Genomic DNA, 16,901 nt, shown 5'->3' with positions numbered 1-16,901 from the left:
TTGTTACCGGTTGGTGCGGGTTTCTGTGACGAATTCCACCGGCGCTTCGCTGCGCTTGACGATGACCAGGTGCGCCGGGTGGACGATCATCATCCCGCAGAAGACGTCGGGCCCCGGCACGGTGTCGACCACGCCGACCTGCAGCTTGCCGTTCTGGAAGGAGACATTGCCGATGCCGCCGCCGTGGCAGGTGTTCGGCTTGGGACCGCGGAACACGCCGATCACCATCTGCTCCCTGAAATCGACCTTCGGCAAGGCATGCCCGCTGCCGGCATGCTCGGCCCACAGGGCGGCCCAGGCCGCCTCGTCGCGCACCACGACATTGCGCTGCTCATGGATGGCGGTGCGCACGTGCGGCTCGACCGTGGTGAAGTTGGCGTAGTCGTTGACGATCTTGCGGAACTCGACCGGGGCGTCGACCTTCGGCACCGACACCACGCGCATCGGCTGGGTCACGGCCGCCAGGCAGATCATGACCGGCGACATGTCGCGGATCTCGTATTCGACCAGCAGCTTGCCGTCCTTGGCGCCGACGTGCACCACGTCGAAGCTGCCGCAGCCCGGATTGCCGCTGCCCTGGAACACCGCCACTAGCATGTTGCGCGAGAAATCGACTTCCGGCGCCGCGATGCGGGTCTTGCTGTGCTCGGACCACAGCGCCGACCAGGCGGCCGCGTCCTTGATCACGACTTTGCGCGGCGTCTCGATGTTCGAGAAGCTCTCGCTGACGATGGTCTTGAAGGCGACCGGGGTGCCGGACTTGGGCAGGAAGCCGATCGGTTCGACCTTGTGACCGGCGCCCAGGCCGAGGTCGGCCTTGTCGAGGTTCTTCAGCATGGTGTCGAACAAGGCGCGCGCGCTCGCATCGAGGCAACTGGTGCGCGGCCCGGCGATCGAGTCGCCGGACGTGCACAGCACGGCCTCGGGGGTCGCGCCCATCAGGGTCTGGCCAGTGGAGTTGTCGGCGCAGTTGCCGGCGCGGTCCCACAGCACGTACTTGCTGTCGATGAGGTACAAGTTGTTGCGGGTCGAGGCGCAGGACGCTTGCTGGGCCATCTTGATGTACTCGGAAACGACCGGAACGCCGCCATTCGGCTCGCCCACCGCAATGCCCTGCCCTGCCGTCTGGTTCTTCATGACGGCGGTACTTTCACCGCCGCCGCCACAGGCTGCCAAAGCCATGCCGACGCCGACCATGGCGGCGGCGTTGATCAGAGTGCGCCCCAACTCCCTCATTTTCTTCTTCTCCACCGATCGTTTCCTGAGGAGGCACTCATAGTGCTTCCTAGAATAAAAAAACCCGCCGACACTCGCATATCAGGCGGGCAAACGGAAAACCAGATAATCCTTAACCTGATGTTGAGCATCATAGGAAGTCTGCTCCTCCTATTCCCCCTCGAACTGTCGAGGAATTGTCTGCAATTTGTAAGCTGGCGGAGCCAGTAGGAAGATTCCTAAGAAACCTTTGCTCCTATACAATGCTGCCAAGGAGATACTATGTGTTTGGCAGCGTTTCGTAACAAGCGGTTATGCAGGATGGGCACGTGAACCGGATATTCTTCCGTTTCTTCGTGCTGGTCATGCTGTCGATCACGGCGGCCACCTTCGTGATCTATTTCGCCTTCAGCCGGCTGTTCGGGGACCCGCTCGAGGACATCGCACGCCGCCAGGCGGCGGCCCAGATCTTCCTGCTGGAACAATACATCGACCAGGCCCCGGCCGACGAATGGCTGGCGCGCCTGAACAACGTGCGCATCGTATCAAGCGTGCGCTACGACCTGATTCCGCTGGCGCAGGCGCGCAGCGCCCTGCCCGCCGGCCGGCGCGCGCTGCTCGACCGCGGCGAACTGGTGCTCGATCCCGCCAATCGCAGCTTCTACCGCCGCGTCGACCTCGAGGGCGAACGCTACATCGGCAGCAACGAGGAAGTGCTGCACGCGCGGGAACTGCCGGTGGACATCGGGCAGGCGCTCAAGATGGAAGCGCTGCGCTACGTGATCGTGGCGATCGCGCTCCTGGTGCCGATCGCGCTGTGGTCGCGTTCGCACTGGCAGGGACTGCAGTCGCTGTCGCGCATGGCCGACGAATTCGGTAGCGGCAAGCTCAGCGCGCGTTCGCAGATGAAGCCCTCGGCCTCGATCTATCCGCTGGCCGAGCGCATCAACCACATGGCCGACCGCATCGAAGACTTGCTGGAAGCGCAGAAAAGCCTGCTGCACTCGGTGTCGCACGAACTGCGCACGCCGATCGCGCGGCTCGAATTCGGCCTGGAGTTGCTGGACGCGCGCGCCCGCGACCCCGACCTCGGCAAGCGCATCCGGGCGATGGAAGGCGACCTGCGCGAACTGAATTCCCTGGTCAATGAACTGCTCGACATGAGCAAGCTCGACAGCACACGCCAGCTCCAGCGCGCGCCGGTCCGGCTCGACACGGTACTGCGCGAATGCCTCGAAATGCTGCCGCCCTCGCCGCACACGCTCGACTGCCTGCTCGCCGAGGACCTGGGCGAGCTCGCGCTCGACCGCCGCCTGCTGGCGCGCGCCGTCTGCAACCTGTTGACCAATGCGCAGAAGTATGCGGCCAGCCGCATCCTGCTGTCGGCGGCGCGCAGCGGCGACGCCGTCGAGATCACGGTCGACGACGACGGGCCCGGCATTCCGCTCGATGAGCGCGACAAGATTTTCGACCCGTTCTACCGGCTCGACCGCAGTCGCGACCGCGCCACCGGCGGCTTCGGCCTCGGCCTGTCGATCGCGCGCAAGGCGGTGGCGCTGCACGGCGGCAGCCTGCGCGCGGACAGCGCGCCGCTTGGCGGGGCGCGCTTCGTGATTAGCCTGCCCGCTTGAACACGGGAACAGGAACAAGCGTGGAGAAGCCTTGATCCCGGCCGCCGCGCATGCCACCATGCCGCAAGGAGGTGTGAGATGACGATCGCTCTACGCTGCCGCTGCGGCAAGCTGCGCGGCCAGGTCGACGGCAAGCGCGTGGCCGCGCGCGCCGTCTGCTATTGCAAGGATTGCCAGGCCTTTGGCCGCTTCCTGGGGACGGGCGTGCTCGACCCGCTCGGCGGCACCGAGGTGGCCGCCACCCTGCCCGCCGCCGTGCGCTTCGACGCGGGCCTCGAGCACCTGGCCTGCATGTCGCTCGGCCCCCAGGGGCTGTACCGCTGGTATGCGGGTTGCTGCCGCACGCCGATCGGCAACACGCCGCGCGACCCGCGTACTTCCTACCTGGGCCTGGTGCGGGCCTGCCTGGACGCGCCGGATGCGGAACTCGACCGGCAACTGGGGCTGCTCCGCTGCCGGGTCGAGACGCGTTCGGCCGCGGGACCGGTGAAGACGAGCCCGCTTTCCACGGCCTGGGCGGTGTGCAGGATCGGAACCATGCTGTTGAAGGCGCGCCTGGGCGGCGCTTATCGGGACAATCCCTTCTTCCGGGCGGGCACGAGCGAGCCGCTCAAGCCGCCGCAGGTGCTGTCCCTGCAGGAGCGCAAGGCGCTGAGCCCCTAGGGTTCAGCGTTCGGTCGTGCGCCGGGGGGAATAACGCGGGGCGGGCTCGTCGTACTGTCCGCGCACGTGCGTGATCCCGACCCACAGGTGTTCCCACCAGTGGTCGCGCGAACGCACGGTCACGAGACAGGCCTTGTCGATGCCGCCCTTGAAGAGCGGATCGGGGCACTTGTTGGTCATCAGCGCGTAGCGCTGGTTCTCGGCATTGACGAGGGCAATGGCGAGCCAGACGGCGATGCCCGCGAAGAGCACCGCCAGCGCCCACGCAACATGGTTCACATGGCTGGTCTCAAACAGGTCGTCCTCGTTGGGCCTGGACCCATCGTACATCTTGAGGACTTCGCGTTCGACGTCTTTACTCATTTGGTCTTGGCTGCCCGTGCGACGAGGTTGTCCATGACCTGGGTGGTTGCCTGCATCAGCTGGCCGACGTCCTGGATCTTGTTGGCCTCACCCACCTGCCCCGGCGACACCACGTACTTGCCGTCGATGACGATGGTCGGAGTGCCGCTGACCTTGTAGGCGCTTGCGGTCTGCTGCAGGCGGCGCAGCTTGGTGGTCACGCCGAAGGAGTTCCAGGTTTCCATGAACTTGGCCTTGTCGAGGCCGTTCTTCACCGCCCACTCGATGATCTGGTCATCCTTCATCAGGCGCTGGCGCTGGACGTGCACGGCCTGGAACACGCGATCGTGGTACTGGTCGAGCTTGCCCATCGCTTCGAGGGTCAGGAACAGGCGTGCTTCCGGATCGGTCGCGCCCTGGAAAGGCAGCGGGATGCGGCGCATGACGATGTTGTCGCCCTGCTTCTTGACCCACTGCTTGAGGGTCGGTTCAATCATGTTGCAAGCCGGGCAGTGGTACGCGAAGAATTCGATGACCTCGACCTTCTTGCCCGTCGCCTGCACCGGTTGCGGCGCGGCCAGGGTCTGGTAGTCGACACCGTTCTTCGGGTCGGCTGGCGACGCGATCGCGGTGCTGGCGACCATGGTGGCGGCGATGAGGGCAAAACGCAGAGAACGCATAGGTTTCCTTCCACAATAGATTGAGCAAACGCCGGGAGATTACCACTTTTTCGGCCCGTCATTCTGAGGAAGGGCTGAATTTTGCATTTGCTTACCGAATTAACCTGGGCGATACGGAGAGATTATTACTTCGGCCGGCGCTGCCGGACCGCGTCCAGCGCCTCGCATAGCTGGGCGGCGCCGTCGATCACCCGCGGTCCCGGCCGGGTCAGCAGCTCGCCCTCCACGGTGAGCAGATTACCCCGCTTTACCGCCGTCATGCTCTTGTACGGCTCCCACAGCCTCAAGCCCGGGTTGGCGGGATCGTAACGCTTGCCCGCCATGATCGCCTCCGGATCGGCCTGCAGCACCGCTTCGATGCCCACTTCCGGCGCCACCGCCCTCAAGGAGCCGAACACGTTGCGCCCGCCGCAGAGCCGGATCGCGTCGCTGGCGATCTGGGTGTCGTTGAGGGTGTACAGCGGCTGGTCCCAGATCTGGTAGAACACCGTCACCGGCGAGCGCCGGGCGTAGCGCGCTTCCAGCCCTTTCAGCCTGGCGCGCAGGGCCGCGGCGGCGGCTTCGGCGGCCGGCCCGGTGCCCAGCAGCCGGCCCAGGCGCTCGACGTTGTCGGCTACCTGTTCGAGCGTGCGCGGCTCGCTGTGGAAGACCGGCACGCCCAGCGATTCGAGCTGGGCGATCTGGCGCGCCGTGTTCCCGCTGTGCCAGACCACGATCAGGTCAGGTCGCAAGGCCAGCACCCGCTCCATGTCGATCACGCTGTTGCTGCCCACCAGCGGGATCTTCTTCGCCGCTTCCGGATAATCGCTGTAGTTCATCGCCCCGACCACGCGCGCGCCGCCGCCGGCCGCGAACAGCAGCTCGGTGGCATGCGGCGCCATCGAGATGACGCGCCGCGCCGCTTGCTCCACGGTGACGCGGCGGCCGGCGTCGTCGACCACGCTCACCGCGGCCTGGGCGCCGGCCGCCGCCCAGAGCAGCAGCGCGGCGATCAAGAGTCGGGGCGCGCGCATCAGAAGTCGTAGCGCAGCGACAGCTTCAGCTGGCGGCCGTCGCTCGGGTAGATGCCCGAGCGGCAGCCGAAGGCATTGCTGTAGTACTGGCGGTCGGCCAGGTTGAGCGCGCTGACGGCCGCTTCCCAGCTGCCCATGCGGTAGGCGTAGCGCGCGTCGACGGTGGTATAGGACGGAATGCGGGCGCCGCAACCGTTGCTGAAGTCGCTGCCGTAGCGCTGGCTGTCGACCCACTGGGCGCCGACGTCGGCGCTGTGGCGGCTGAGCGCTCCTCCGGGAGTCCAGGCGGCGCGCACGGTGACGACGTTCTTCGGCACCAGGACCATCTCGCGGCCGGCGTTCGGGCCGCCGGTGAACTCGGCGTCCACGCGCTGCCACTTGGCGGAGAGGCGCAGGTCCCGGGGCAGGGCCTGCTGGCCCTCGAGCTCGAAGCCCTGGCGGCGGGTCGGGTCGAGATTGGTGTTGGCGCCCCAGCCGATGGTCGGGTCGTAGAAGATCTCGTCCTTCAGGCGGTGGCGGAACAGGCGCGCGGTCAGCTGGCGATCGGCGCCGCCGGCGGTCACGCCCAGCTCCAGGTCGCGCGAGGTCTGCGGCGCCAGCACCTCGAGGCCCGCGCGCTGGCTGTTCTCGTCGACGTTGGCGATCCGGTAGCTGCGGCCCAGCTTGGCGAATACGGTCACCTGCGGCATCGGATCGACGCTGCCTTCCAGCGACCAGGCATTGATCGACTGCCTGCGGTGCTCGTTCAGCACCGGCGGGAAGGCCAGCGGGTCCGAATAGTCCTTGGTGAAGCGTTCGTGGCGGGCGCCGATGGCAAGGCGGGCGTTGTGCAGCACGCCTTGCGCGGCGTTCCACAGCAGCTCGTTGCGCAGGTAGATGGCCTTCGAATCCTGTTCGGCGTCGCCTTGGGAGAAGCTGGACGTGGTCTGGCGTTCCCAGCGCGCCAGGTCGACGCCCACCACCAGTTCGTTGCGCTTGTCGCCCAGCGCGGCCGTGTGGCGCAGGCGCGGCGAGAACTGGGTCTGGCTGGCGTCATAGGCGACGCGGGTGACGCCGCCGGTATAGAAGTAACTGGCTGCGACCTCGCGCTCGCGGTGCGAGAGTTCGGCGGCCAGTTCGACGCTGCCGATGCGGTGCTCGACGAAGGCGCTGAAGCGGTCGGTATCGAGCGTGCCGAAGTCGTCCGGCGTGGACGCATGGCGCGGATCGGCCAGGTACTGCGCCTCGGTGAGCGACCCCGGGAAGCGCGCGTCCTGCTCCGAACGCTCGAAGCGCAGGCCGGCGCGGCCGGCGCCATAGGCGTACTGGACGCCGCCGCTGGCGGTCTTCTGCTTGAACCCGCTGTTGGCGCGGTAGTTGTCGGTGCCGCGGTCGGCCAGCGCCAGGTCGAAGGACAGCGGGCCGGCGCCGTGGGTCAGCGAGGCGCGCAGGTCGTGGGTGTCGAAGCGGCCTGTTTCGGCGAAGACCGAACCGTGGGTGCCGCTCCCGGCGGGGCGGCGCGTGATGATGTTGATCACGCCGCCGGTCGCGCCTTCGCCGTACAGCACGCTGCTGGCGCCGCGCTGGATCTCGATGCGCTCGACGGTATCGACCGGGATGCTCGACAGGACCGCATTGGTCAGCTCGTTCTCGTTCAGGCGCACGCCGTCGACCAGGATCACCAGGTTCTGGGCGCTGTTCGCGCCGAAGCCGCGCAGGTCGAGCGCGAAGTCGGGCGAGGCGTCCAGGCTCTGGCGCCCGTAGACGCCGCCGACCTTGCGGATCGCGGCGTTGACGTCGGCGGCGCCGGAACGGCGGATGTCCTCACGGGTGATCACGGTGGCGCCGATCGGCGCGCTGGCGGCCTGCGCCGGGAAGCGCGCGCCGGTGATGACGATCGAAGGCAGGGAATCCTGGGCAAGGGCGGCGCCGGCAAGGACGGACAGCGACAGGGCGCAAGCCAGCGCGAGCGGCTTCACGGCCGGCGCGCTGCGTGGTACGACAGCAGATTTCATGTTCGGATGTTCTCGGTAATGGCACCGGCCTGCGTCCCCGCACGCCGGAGTTCAACGGAAGCTGCCGCCATGCTGCTCGCATGCGGTCGCTTCCACCTGTCTGGCCGGTATCCGGGCTTGCAAGACCGACTGCCCCACCTTCCTATGCCTGTCGGCACAGTGGTTATTGAAGCAGCCTGCCACCCGCGCCTGACAGGCCCCGAGAGCAAGGCGCATTCGTCGAAGACAGTACGTGAGTACGGCGAGACGAATGCAACGCAGCTATCGGGGTTCTGTCAGGCGCGGGGGCGCTTGTTGACCGTTGCGGGGGCAGCACATCTTGGCGGGGGCGCGCTGCGCCTTTGCCTCGTGTTTCCCGTTTAACTGCGCATGAGCGGAAGCATGCGCGGGCACCAGAACGGCGAGATTATAACCTGACAAGCTTTCCGGCATTGCGTCGCTGTTTTTGAGCATCCATTCACCCGGCATGGCAAAGCGCCCGGGTTCTGGATATAGTCGCGCTCATATAAATACGACAACGAGGGAGCCCTGCATGCCAATCCAATCGAAGCGCACGCTCTGGCGCGCCCTGCTCGGCGCCGGCCTGCTGGCGCTGGGCGGCCTGGGAAGCTGGCTGGCCCAGGCCGACCCGCCCCCGCCCGCCGCCGCGCCGTCGCTCGACGGCATCGCGCTGGCCGCAGCCGATGCCGCCGCCGTCCAGGTGCCCAGCACAGCCCAAGCATGGGGCGGCATCCGCGACGGCGCGCACCCGACCCTGTCCGACCGGGTGGCCAACTACCGCATCGAGGCCACGCTCGACCCGGTCAAGCACGTGGTCACCGGCCGCCAGCAGCTCAGCTGGCGCAACCGCAGCGCGGTCCCGGTGCGCAGCGTCTACGTCCACCTCTACATGAACGCCTTCGAAGGCGAAGGCAGCACCTTCTTCACCGAGCAGCGCCTGCGCGGTGCGGCCTTTCGCAGCGGGGTCGAGATCGGCGACGGCGACTGGGGCCATATCGCCCTGCGCAGCGTGAGCCAGGGCGGCGCGGCGGTGCCGTGGCGCTTCGTCCAGCCGGACAATGGCCCCGCCACCGACCACACGGTCGCGCGCCTCGACCTGCCGCAAGCCGTCGCGCCGGGCGCCTCCACCACGCTCGACATGGCCTTCACCACCCAGCTGCCGCGGGTGATCGCGCGCACCGGCTACTACGGCAGCTTCCACATGGTGGCGCAGTGGTTCCCGAAGATCGCGGTGCTGGAATTGCCGGGCGAGCGCGGCGCGCTGGCGCCGCGCTGGAATGCCCACGAATTCCATGCGGAGTCCGAGTTCTATGCGGACTTCGGCAGCTACGACGTGAGCCTGACGGTCCCGAAGGGCTATACCGTCGGCGCCACCGGCGAGCTGCAGGGCAGGCCCGTCGAGAAGAACGGCATGCTCACGCATCGCTACGTGCAGCACGACGTGCACGACTTCGCCTGGACCGCCGACAATCGCAGCGCCCCCGCGCTGGTGGAAACCTGGACCGGCCCGGGCAGCCCGACCGTGACGGTGCGGGTGCTGTATCCGCCCGAATACGCGGCCAGCGCCAGGGCCGCGATGAAGGCCGCCAAGGACTCGCTCGGCTACTTCTCGCGCAAGCTCGGCCCCTACCCCTACCGCACGCTGACCGTGGTGATTCCGCCTTACGGCGCGGAGGAAGCCGGCGCCATGGAATACCCGACCTTGTTCACCGCTTCCGGCCATGCCAGCGTGGCGCCCAGGACCTATGCGGCGTACGAGCTCGACGCGGTGACGATCCACGAATTCGGCCATGGCTACTTCTACGGCATCCTGGCCAGCAACGAGTTCGAGGAACCGCTGCTCGACGAAGGCTTGAACAGCTACTGGGAGAACCGCATGATGCGCGAGCGCGGCCAACTGGTCTATCCGGCGCCCGGCTGGCTGAAGCGGATCGGCATCGACCCCGGTTTCGACAGCTTCGCCGCGAATCGCCTGTTCATGCCGCGCGAGCGCCCGCTCGATGCGCTCGGCCAGAACGCCTGGAACCGCCTGCAGGGCATCGGCCCGGTGTACAGCCGCGGCACGATCGTGATGCGCGACCTGGAGGCGCGCATCGGCCGCGCGGCGATGGAGCGCGGATTCCGCGAGTATTACCGGCGCTGGAAATTCCGCCACCCGAGCACCGCCGACCTGCGCGAGGCGCTGGCCGACGGCAGCGGCGAGCGTGCCGCCGTCGAAGAGGTGTTCGCGCAGCAGGTGTACGCAGCCGCGCGCGTCGACGACAAGGTGACCGAGCTGAGCACGGAGGAAGAGCTGCCGCTTGCCGGCACCCGCCTGGTGGACGGCAAGCGCGTCGAGGAGAGCCGTGCCGAGGTGGAAGCGCGCATCGCCAGGCTGCGTGCCGAGTGGCACAAGGCCAATCCGAATGCCAGGCCGGGCAGCGGTCCCTTCCCCTGGCGCACGCGCGTCACCGTACGCCGTGACGGCGCCCCCGTGCCGCAGACCCTGATGGTCCGTTTCGTGGACGGCAGCAGCGAGACGGTGGCCTGGAACGCCGCCTCGCCCGACGAGAAGTGGCGCAGCTTCACCTGGGTCAGGCCGGTGCGCGCGGTGTCGGCCGAGCTCGACCCGCGCCGCAGCCATTACCTCGACGTGAACAAGCTCGACGACAGCCGCACGAGCGTACCCAACCGCCGTGCATCGACCCGCTGGACCAGCGACGTCGCGCTGGTGTTCCAGCTCATCCTCTCCTTCATCGCCACCGTATGATGACCACCATCGCATCCCAGGCGCCGCAACGGGCGCCACACACCCTGGCTCCGGCAGGCCCTGCCGGCCTGCGCGGCTTCGCCGCCGCCCTGCGACCGGCCCTGCAATGGCGCCTGATGCTGCTGTGGCTGCTGGCCCTGCTGCTGCCGACCCTGGTCGCCACGCTGCCGGTCTGGACCATGTTGCGCGGCGCCCTCGACCGTTCGCTCTGGGCGGGGGCCATGGCCAGGCGCCTCGACCTGGTGGCGATCGCCGACCTGGCGGGCCTGCTCACCCAGCACGGCGCGGCGATCGCCGGTGGAGGCGGCGTCGCGCTCGTGATGACGCTGCTGCTGTCGCCGCTCCTGACCGGCGCCGCCATCAGCGCCGCGCGCGCCCCTGCGCCGCTCGGCTTCGCGGCCCTGGCCGCCGGCGGCGTGCGCGAATACGGGCGCCTGCTGCGCATGCTGCTGTGGGCCATCGTGCCGCTCGGTGGCGCGGCTTTCCTGGGCGGACTGGCAGCGGCCGTCGCCGAGCAGCCCGGCGCCGTGCTGGAGTCCAGCGTCAGCGATGCGGCCCTGGCCGCCGCGCTCGTCACCGCCCTGCTCCTGCTGCTGGCCCATGCGACGCTCGACACCGGGCGCGCGGTGCTGGCGCTGGACCGCCGCCGCAAATCGGCGGTGCTGGCCTGGTGCGACGGACTGGGAGTGATCGCGCGCCGGCCGTTCGCCGTGTTCGGCGTGTATGCGGGTATCAGCGCTCTCGGACTGCTTCTGGCGGGCGCGCTGGCGGTGGCGCGCCTGAACCTGCCGGCGCTGGGCCCGGGCAGCTTCCTCGGCGGGCTACTGCTGGCCCAGCTGGCGGTGCTGGCGCTGGCGTGGACGCGCTGCGCGCGCCTGTTCGGGCTGATGGAAGTGGCCAGGCACGCCGGGCGCCACCGGACCTGAGGTGTATCTCAGCGACTTCCCGTAAGGTGGTCGGCAAGACGACGAACCAAGTCAGATAGACCCTAGGTGCCGCGCTTGCCGCGCATCGCTTCTTCCGCCTTCAGCGCCGCATTTTCCTCGGCGATGCGGGCCTTCTCCGCCACTTCTTCCGCATGGCGCGCCAGCGCCGCGGCACGGGATTGCGGCGTCTCGAGGCTGATGCGTCCCAGCGCCCCGCTGCGGTAGTCGTGCAGCAGCACGTGCGCCGCCTTTTCGTAGTCGAACTCGCCGCCGCGCACGCGGAAACCGCGGCGCTGGGCCACGTGCTCGATCACGGCGATGCCGTCCAGCCCCTCGGTCTTGAAACCGTACCTGGCCGTGAGCAGCTGCGGATAGCGCTCGAGCAGCAGGTTGGCCAGGTATTCCGCGACCTCCTCCTCGATCAGCGCATTCGAGCCGACCGCGTGGCTGGCGGCCAGCATCATGCCGTCGCTCGCCATGGCGATCTTCGGCCACAGCATGCCCGGCGTGTCGACCAGCACGATGTGCTTGCCGAGGTAGAGCTTCTGCTGGGTCTTGGTGACGGCCGGTTCGTCGCCCACCTTGGCCACCCGCTTCTTGAGCAGCGCGTTCATCAGGGTCGACTTGCCGACGTTCGGAATGCCCATGATCATGATGCGCAGCGGCTTGGTCGGCACGCCGCGATGCGGCGCCAGCGACTGGCAGATGTCGGGGATGCGCGCCACCTCGTTCGGCCGCTTGGTCGTCATCGGGTAGGCGGTCACGCCCTCCTGCGCATCATAGAAGGCCTTCCAGGCCGCGGTCGCGACCGGATCGGCCAGGTCGGTCTTGTTCAAAATCTTGAGGCAGGGACGCTGGCGGAACTTGCGCAGCTCTTCCACCAGCGGATTGCAGCTCGCCTCGGGCAGGCGGGCGTCGAGGACTTCGATCACCAGGTCGGTGTTCTCCATCTGCTCGGCGGCTTCCTTCTTGGCCGCATTCATGTGCCCCGGGAACCATTGTATCGACATGCTCTACTTTCCAAATCTTCAGTCAGGACGCTATTTTACGCTGGCGGCCGGCTTGGGAAACAACAGCACACCTGAACGCACAATCCATTGATCACTAGCAATGCACCGCTTCGGGGCCGGCGCACACTCCAGGTTCCGCCCGCCGGGCCGCATTTCTGGAGAATCATCATGCGTCATGTGCCGAGGAATTCGCCGCCGCGCTGGGCCGCGGTCGAGCTTCCGCCGAAGAAATCGCTGGGTCGCTGGTGCGCCTTCGGCGTCCTGTGCGCCATGGTCGGCGCCGCCTGCCTGGTCGACCGCTTCCCCCTCCTGATGGGTTGATTCCACCGCTTTACCTGGCCGCCGGGACGCAGGCGCTCGGCGGCAGCGGCTGGCTTGGGTCGAAGGCCGCCAGCCGTTCGCGGGCGGCGTTGCGGTCCTTCGCGTACTCGAGCAGGTAGCGCGCGCGCTCCTCGCTCTGCCACTCGGCATCCGACACGCCGTTCATGTTCCGGGTGCGGCTGGCAAACACCTGCCCTTCCAGGCGCGGCACCAGGAGGCGGTCGGGGTCCACGTTCTCGCGCAGCAGGTAGCCGTCGACGTCGCGCAGCCGCAGCGGCAGCGCCGGGCGCTCGTCCGTCATCAGCTTGCCGAACACGGTCAGCTTCACTTCGCGCGTGCCGACGGCCAGCACCTCGTTGAAGGTGGCCAGGGCGAACGGCTGGCCGCGCGCATCGTCGACCCGGCCGGTGACGATGTAGCGCCCCGGCTGGCGCACCTCGAGGCCGAGGTAGAAGCTGAGCGAGCCGTTCTCGACCGCTTCGCGCACCTGGCCGGTCCAGCTGGCCGGCAGCACCGGCGTGTAGATCACGTCGAACAGGGCGAAGCCATTGCGTCCGCCCGCGTTGTAGCGGACCTCGGTGCGGATGGTGCCGTGAAAGCCCGCCAGGCCGGTCTGGCTCGGCGCCAGGACGGCGGCGTAGGCATTGTCGCCGGCCACCGGGTCGGCTCCGCCGCCGTCGTCGGCGAACGACAGGGCCACCTGCGGGGTCGGGCGGCTGCCGCCATAGGTCATGCCCTGGGCCAGCGCGCGCGTGATCACGATCGGCACGGTGGCGCCCTGCGCATCCACCGCGCGCAGCGAGAAGGCGGCGGCTTCGCCGGCGGCCAGGTAGACGCGCGACTGCGAGGTCTGCAGGAACACATTGGATTGGTTGCCGCCGCCCTCGAGTCGCATCGGGTGCATCTCGGTGACGGGCTGGTTCGGGTGCAGCTGGTCCGGATTCTGCGCGGCCGGGCGCGATTCCATTGGGTAGCGGCTGCCCTCCAGGTAGCTGCAATAGGTGTGGTCGGTCAGCTCGACCTGCTCGACCAGCTGGCGGCGCCGTTCGGCGCGCCCGCCGGGAATCGCCGGGCCGCTCTCCGGCACCGGGCTGAAGAAGCGCGGGCCGGTAGGCGGCGGGCTGGCGACGGCCCGCGGCGCGGCCTCCGGCTCGCCGCGCCCGAGCCACAGGCCGAGCGCGGCGGCCAGCGCCACGCCCAGTCCGATGAGCGCCTTGGCCGGCCTAGAGAGCACTGTTCACCACGGCGCTGCGCACGACGCCCACGATCCCGCCCCAGTTGCCATTGGCGTAGTGGTTGTAGGCTTCGCTGTCGTCACGGAAGACCACCGAGTGGTAGCTCCACTTGGCGCTGCCGCCCTCGTTGGCGGCGCTGCCGAGCGTCAGGTCGTTGCAGAACCAGTCGCTCGGGTTGCAGTAGGAGCCGCCGGAACTGCCGGCCACGCCGCCGGTGCTGTGGTAGGCGACGGCTTCGTCGTCCTGGCCCGGCAGGATGCCCGAGTAGGCGGTGCCCTTGGCGGCCGCATACATGTAGAACCACACGTTGCGGGTGGTGTTGTGGTTGTACATGGCGCGCGCGGTGGTGGTCTTGAGGTCCTGCACCAGGGGCTCCGAGGTGGTCCAGGAACCGGCGTCCGACAGTTCCGAGCCGCCGGCCGCGCCGGAGGCGGCGCGCACCCACTTGATGTTCCATCCGGTCTGCGACGTGCCGTCGCTGTTGCCGCACACGCCGTTGCTGGCAGGGCTGGCGTTCTTCTTCAGGCGCGCCGAGCCGCCGTAGTTGGCCAGCGTGTAACCCATCATCAGGTCGCCGGCGCTGTGGGTGACGATGTAGCACCAGTTGGTGCCGGTGCAGAAGCAGTCGAGCGCATTGCGCACCGTGCCGCTCTGGGAAGCGATGCTGCTGCGGCCGTCCCAGTTGACCGCCTTCTTGTTGACCCCGGCCGCGGTGGAGGACGGGCCCCAGTAGGTGAAGTCGTTGTAGTTGCCGATCGCCCCGCCGCCGGTGCGCCCGTTGATCCAGAGGGTGTAGTTCGCGGCGGTAGCCCAGCTCGTTACCAACATCAGGCACAGCGCGCACAACATGCGTATTTGTCTCACTGTCTTCTCCTTATGGTAGTTGTGACCGTAGGTTCTACGGTTGAGTTCGACAGTACGCTCGGCATACAGACGTGTCAATTTGCACGATTGAGATGTTGCGGACGCGTCGGGGCGCCAAGTTTTTTGCTGGAAATATGCGCGCGCGCAGGATCGATGCCGATGGCATGGGCCCGCGGCGCGCGCGGGCGCAAGACGCTACTGCGCCGTATTCACCACGCCCTCGCGCACGACGCCCGCGACGCCGCCCCAGTTGCCGCCCAGGTAATGGTTGTAGTCCTCGCCGTCGTCGCGGAACATCACCGAGTGGTAGCTCCACTTGGCGCTACCGCCCTGGTTGTTGGCGCTGCCGAGCGTGAGGTCGTTGCAGAACCAGTCGCCGGGATTGCACAGGGAGCGCCCGGAACTGCCGGCCACCCCGCCGCTGCTGTGATAGGCGACGACCTCGTCGTCCTGGCCCGGCAGCAGGCCCGAATAGAGCGTGCCCCTGGCGCCGGCATACATGTAGAACCAGATGTTGCGCGTGTCGTTGTGGTTGTACATGGCGCGCGCCGTGGCGGTCTTGAGGTCTTGCACCAGCGGCTCCGAGGTGGTCCAGGATCCGGCGTCGGACAGCTCGGAGCCGCCGGCCGCGCCGGCCGCGGCGCGCACCCACTTGATGTTCCAGCCGGTCTGGGCGCCGCCGGCGCTGTTGCCACCGCTGTTGCCACAGACTCCGCTCGCGTTCGGAACCGCGTTCTTCTTCAGCCGCGCCGTGCCGCCGTAGTTGGCCAGCGTATAGCCCAGCATCAGGTCGCCGGCGCTGTAGGTGACGATGTAGCACCAGTTGCCGCCGGTGCAGAAGCAGTCGAGCGCGTCGCGTACCCTGCCGCTCTGGGAAGCGATGCTGCTGCGGCCGTCCCAGTTGACCGCCTTCTTGTTGACGCCGGCCGGGGTGGAGGACGGTCCCCAGTAGCTGAAGTCCTCGTAGTTGCCGGCCGCGCCCACGGCGCCGCCGGCGCGGCCGTTGATCCAGAGCGTGTAGTTGGTGGCGGCCGCCAGGCCGGATGCCGAGAACAGGAACAGCGCGCAGCAGGTACGGATCGGTCTCATCTTCTTCTCCTTGTCGGTCGCTTCGCCGTGGTCGCGAAGTCGTGAAGGATTAGATGATGGGCCGCGGGCGACGTTCCGCGCCGGGCCCGCCAGCGCGGCGCTTGATCGGGCGTAGCGCTTAATCGAGCTCGGCGAGCACCTTCAGGTGCGCCACCACGCTGCGGCCCAGCGCCGACAGCGCATAGCCGCCCTCCAGGCAGCTGACGATGCGCCCGCGCGCGTACTGCTGCGCCACCTGCATGATCTGGCGCGTGATCCAGGCGTAATCGGCCTCCACCAGCCCGATGCCGCCCATGTCGTCCTCGCGGTGGCCGTCGAAGCCGGCCGAGACGAAGATCATCTGCGGCTGGAAGCGGTGCAGCGCCGGCAGCCAATGCTCCTGCACCAGCTTGCGCACCGTGTCGCCGTCGCTGAGCGCCGGCACCGGGATGTTGACGCTGGTGGCGGTGATCGGTTCCGGGTCGCAGTAGGGATAGAACGGGTGCTGGAACAGGCCCGCCATCAGCACCCGCGGGTCATTGCGGAAGGCCTCGGCGGTGCCGTTGCCGTGGTGGACGTCGAAGTCGACGATGGCCACCCGCTCCAGCCCGTGCACCTCGAGCGCGTGGCGCGCCGCGATGGCGACGTTATTGAAGAGGCAGAACCCCATCGGCTCGGTCGGCGTCGCATGGTGCCCCGGCGGGCGCACCGAGCAGAAGGCATTGTCCACCTCGCCCGCGATCACGGCATCGGTCGCGGCCACCGCGGCGCCGGCCGCGCGCAACGCCGCCCGGTAGCTGTGGTGGCACAGGATGGTGTCGCCGTCGAGCGGATAATGGTCGCCCTCGGCCGGCACGTTGTCGCGCACCAGCGCGACCGCGCCGGGCGTGTGGTTGCGCAGGACGTCGGACAGGTCGGCCAGCGGCGCGCTGCGCTGCTCGATCAGCCCGTCCAGGCGAGCCAGGATCAGCTGGTCGTCGATCGCCTGCAGCCGCGCCGGCGCCTCGGGGTGCCAGTCGCCCATGTCGTGCCGCAGGCAGTCGGGATGGCTGTAGATTGCTGTGCTCATTCTGCTCGTTCTCTGTCCCTGCTCATCCATGGCACACCTTCGCGGCCGTTCTCGCATAGAATCGACCCCAAGGCTTGTTGCCGATGGTGTATGAAGATTGCCAATGGCGCTAATCTACCAT

15 protein-coding genes and 1 riboswitch are annotated in these 16,901 nt (G+C 68.1%); of the genes, 5 read left to right on the top strand and 10 right to left on the bottom strand.

The genetic code is table 11. From position 1 onward, the window contains the following. Window positions 1-3 precede the first annotated feature (3 nt). Complete coding sequence (locus ACK4S9_RS07395) at window positions 4-1,236, bottom strand: hypothetical protein (RefSeq protein ID WP_409723576.1); 1,233 nt, start codon at window positions 1,234-1,236, stop codon at window positions 4-6. 308 nt (window positions 1,237-1,544) lie between these two features. On the opposite strand from ACK4S9_RS07395, the gene ACK4S9_RS07390 reads away from it, so the two are divergent. After that, window positions 1,545-2,846, top strand: a complete 1,302-nt coding sequence (locus ACK4S9_RS07390; RefSeq protein WP_409723574.1) for an ATP-binding protein — start codon at window positions 1,545-1,547, stop codon at window positions 2,844-2,846. A gap of 78 nt (window positions 2,847-2,924) precedes the next feature. Then, complete coding sequence (locus ACK4S9_RS07385) at window positions 2,925-3,509, top strand: DUF6151 family protein (protein WP_409723571.1); 585 nt, start codon at window positions 2,925-2,927, stop codon at window positions 3,507-3,509. A 3-nt stretch (window positions 3,510-3,512) separates the two neighbouring features. On the opposite strand, the gene ACK4S9_RS07380 is transcribed toward ACK4S9_RS07385, so the two are convergent. The 4 genes from ACK4S9_RS07380 to ACK4S9_RS07365 all read right to left on the bottom strand — a co-directional run bounded on the left by ACK4S9_RS07380 (window position 3,513) and on the right by ACK4S9_RS07365 (window position 7,538). Next, on the bottom strand, window positions 3,513-3,872 hold the full coding sequence (locus ACK4S9_RS07380; RefSeq protein WP_409723569.1) for a hypothetical protein: 360 nt from the start codon (window positions 3,870-3,872) through the stop codon (window positions 3,513-3,515). Then, window positions 3,869-4,531 (bottom strand): thiol:disulfide interchange protein DsbA/DsbL, encoded by a 663-nt coding sequence (locus ACK4S9_RS07375; RefSeq protein ID WP_409723566.1) that lies wholly within the window; start codon window positions 4,529-4,531, stop codon window positions 3,869-3,871. The genes ACK4S9_RS07380 and ACK4S9_RS07375 overlap by 4 nt, the downstream gene beginning before the upstream one ends. A 125-nt stretch (window positions 4,532-4,656) precedes the next feature. Beyond that, window positions 4,657-5,544 (bottom strand): cobalamin-binding protein, encoded by an 888-nt coding sequence (locus tag ACK4S9_RS07370; protein WP_409723563.1) that lies wholly within the window; start codon window positions 5,542-5,544, stop codon window positions 4,657-4,659. Further along, entirely contained in the window at window positions 5,544-7,538 is a 1,995-nt protein-coding gene (locus tag ACK4S9_RS07365; RefSeq protein ID WP_409723560.1) for a TonB-dependent receptor family protein, read from the bottom strand. The genes ACK4S9_RS07370 and ACK4S9_RS07365 overlap by 1 nt, the downstream gene beginning before the upstream one ends. Before the next feature lie 84 nt (window positions 7,539-7,622). After that, window positions 7,623-7,950: riboswitch (cobalamin riboswitch) on the bottom strand. Window positions 7,951-8,070: 120 nt separating this feature from the next. Here ACK4S9_RS07365 and ACK4S9_RS07360 point away from each other — a divergent pair. After that, the gene (locus ACK4S9_RS07360) at window positions 8,071-10,287 is read left to right on the top strand and encodes a M1 family metallopeptidase (protein WP_409723557.1); all 2,217 of its coding nucleotides are present in this window, start codon (window positions 8,071-8,073) and stop codon (window positions 10,285-10,287) included. Continuing rightward, window positions 10,284-11,213 (top strand): hypothetical protein, encoded by a 930-nt coding sequence (locus ACK4S9_RS07355; RefSeq protein WP_409723554.1) that lies wholly within the window; start codon window positions 10,284-10,286, stop codon window positions 11,211-11,213. Before ACK4S9_RS07360 ends, ACK4S9_RS07355 begins: the two co-directional genes overlap by 4 nt. Before the next feature lie 62 nt (window positions 11,214-11,275). On the opposite strand, the gene ylqF is transcribed toward ACK4S9_RS07355, so the two are convergent. Next, window positions 11,276-12,223 (bottom strand): ribosome biogenesis GTPase YlqF, encoded by a 948-nt coding sequence (ylqF, locus tag ACK4S9_RS07350; protein WP_409723552.1) that lies wholly within the window; start codon window positions 12,221-12,223, stop codon window positions 11,276-11,278. A 168-nt stretch (window positions 12,224-12,391) separates the two neighbouring features. On the opposite strand from ylqF, the gene ACK4S9_RS07345 reads away from it, so the two are divergent. Next, window positions 12,392-12,544: a hypothetical protein gene (locus ACK4S9_RS07345; protein WP_409723549.1), complete on the top strand. Its 153-nt coding sequence runs from the start codon at window positions 12,392-12,394 to the stop codon at window positions 12,542-12,544. Between the two features lie 10 nt (window positions 12,545-12,554). On the opposite strand, the gene ACK4S9_RS07340 is transcribed toward ACK4S9_RS07345, so the two are convergent. The 4 genes from ACK4S9_RS07340 to ACK4S9_RS07325 all read right to left on the bottom strand — a co-directional run bounded on the left by ACK4S9_RS07340 (window position 12,555) and on the right by ACK4S9_RS07325 (window position 16,780). Next, a complete protein-coding gene (locus tag ACK4S9_RS07340; RefSeq protein ID WP_409723547.1) occupies window positions 12,555-13,778 on the bottom strand; it encodes a hypothetical protein in 1,224 nt (407 codons plus the stop codon). Further along, entirely contained in the window at window positions 13,768-14,643 is an 876-nt protein-coding gene (locus ACK4S9_RS07335) for a hypothetical protein (RefSeq protein WP_409723544.1), read from the bottom strand. Before ACK4S9_RS07335 ends, ACK4S9_RS07340 begins: the two co-directional genes overlap by 11 nt. Window positions 14,644-14,838: 195 nt before the next feature. Then, complete coding sequence (locus ACK4S9_RS07330) at window positions 14,839-15,732, bottom strand: hypothetical protein (RefSeq protein WP_409723542.1); 894 nt, start codon at window positions 15,730-15,732, stop codon at window positions 14,839-14,841. Between the two features lie 118 nt (window positions 15,733-15,850). Further along, window positions 15,851-16,780 carry a histone deacetylase family protein gene (locus ACK4S9_RS07325; protein ID WP_409723539.1) on the bottom strand — a complete coding sequence of 310 codons (930 nt, stop codon included), beginning with the start codon at window positions 16,778-16,780 and terminating at the stop codon, window positions 15,851-15,853. Between the last annotated feature and the right edge of the window lie 121 nt (window positions 16,781-16,901).

The sequence above is a fragment of the Massilia sp. genome (assembly GCF_046293535.1).
Lineage (GTDB): Bacteria > Pseudomonadota > Gammaproteobacteria > Burkholderiales > Burkholderiaceae_D > Telluria.
This window is presented reverse-complemented; position numbering and strand designations above follow the sequence as displayed.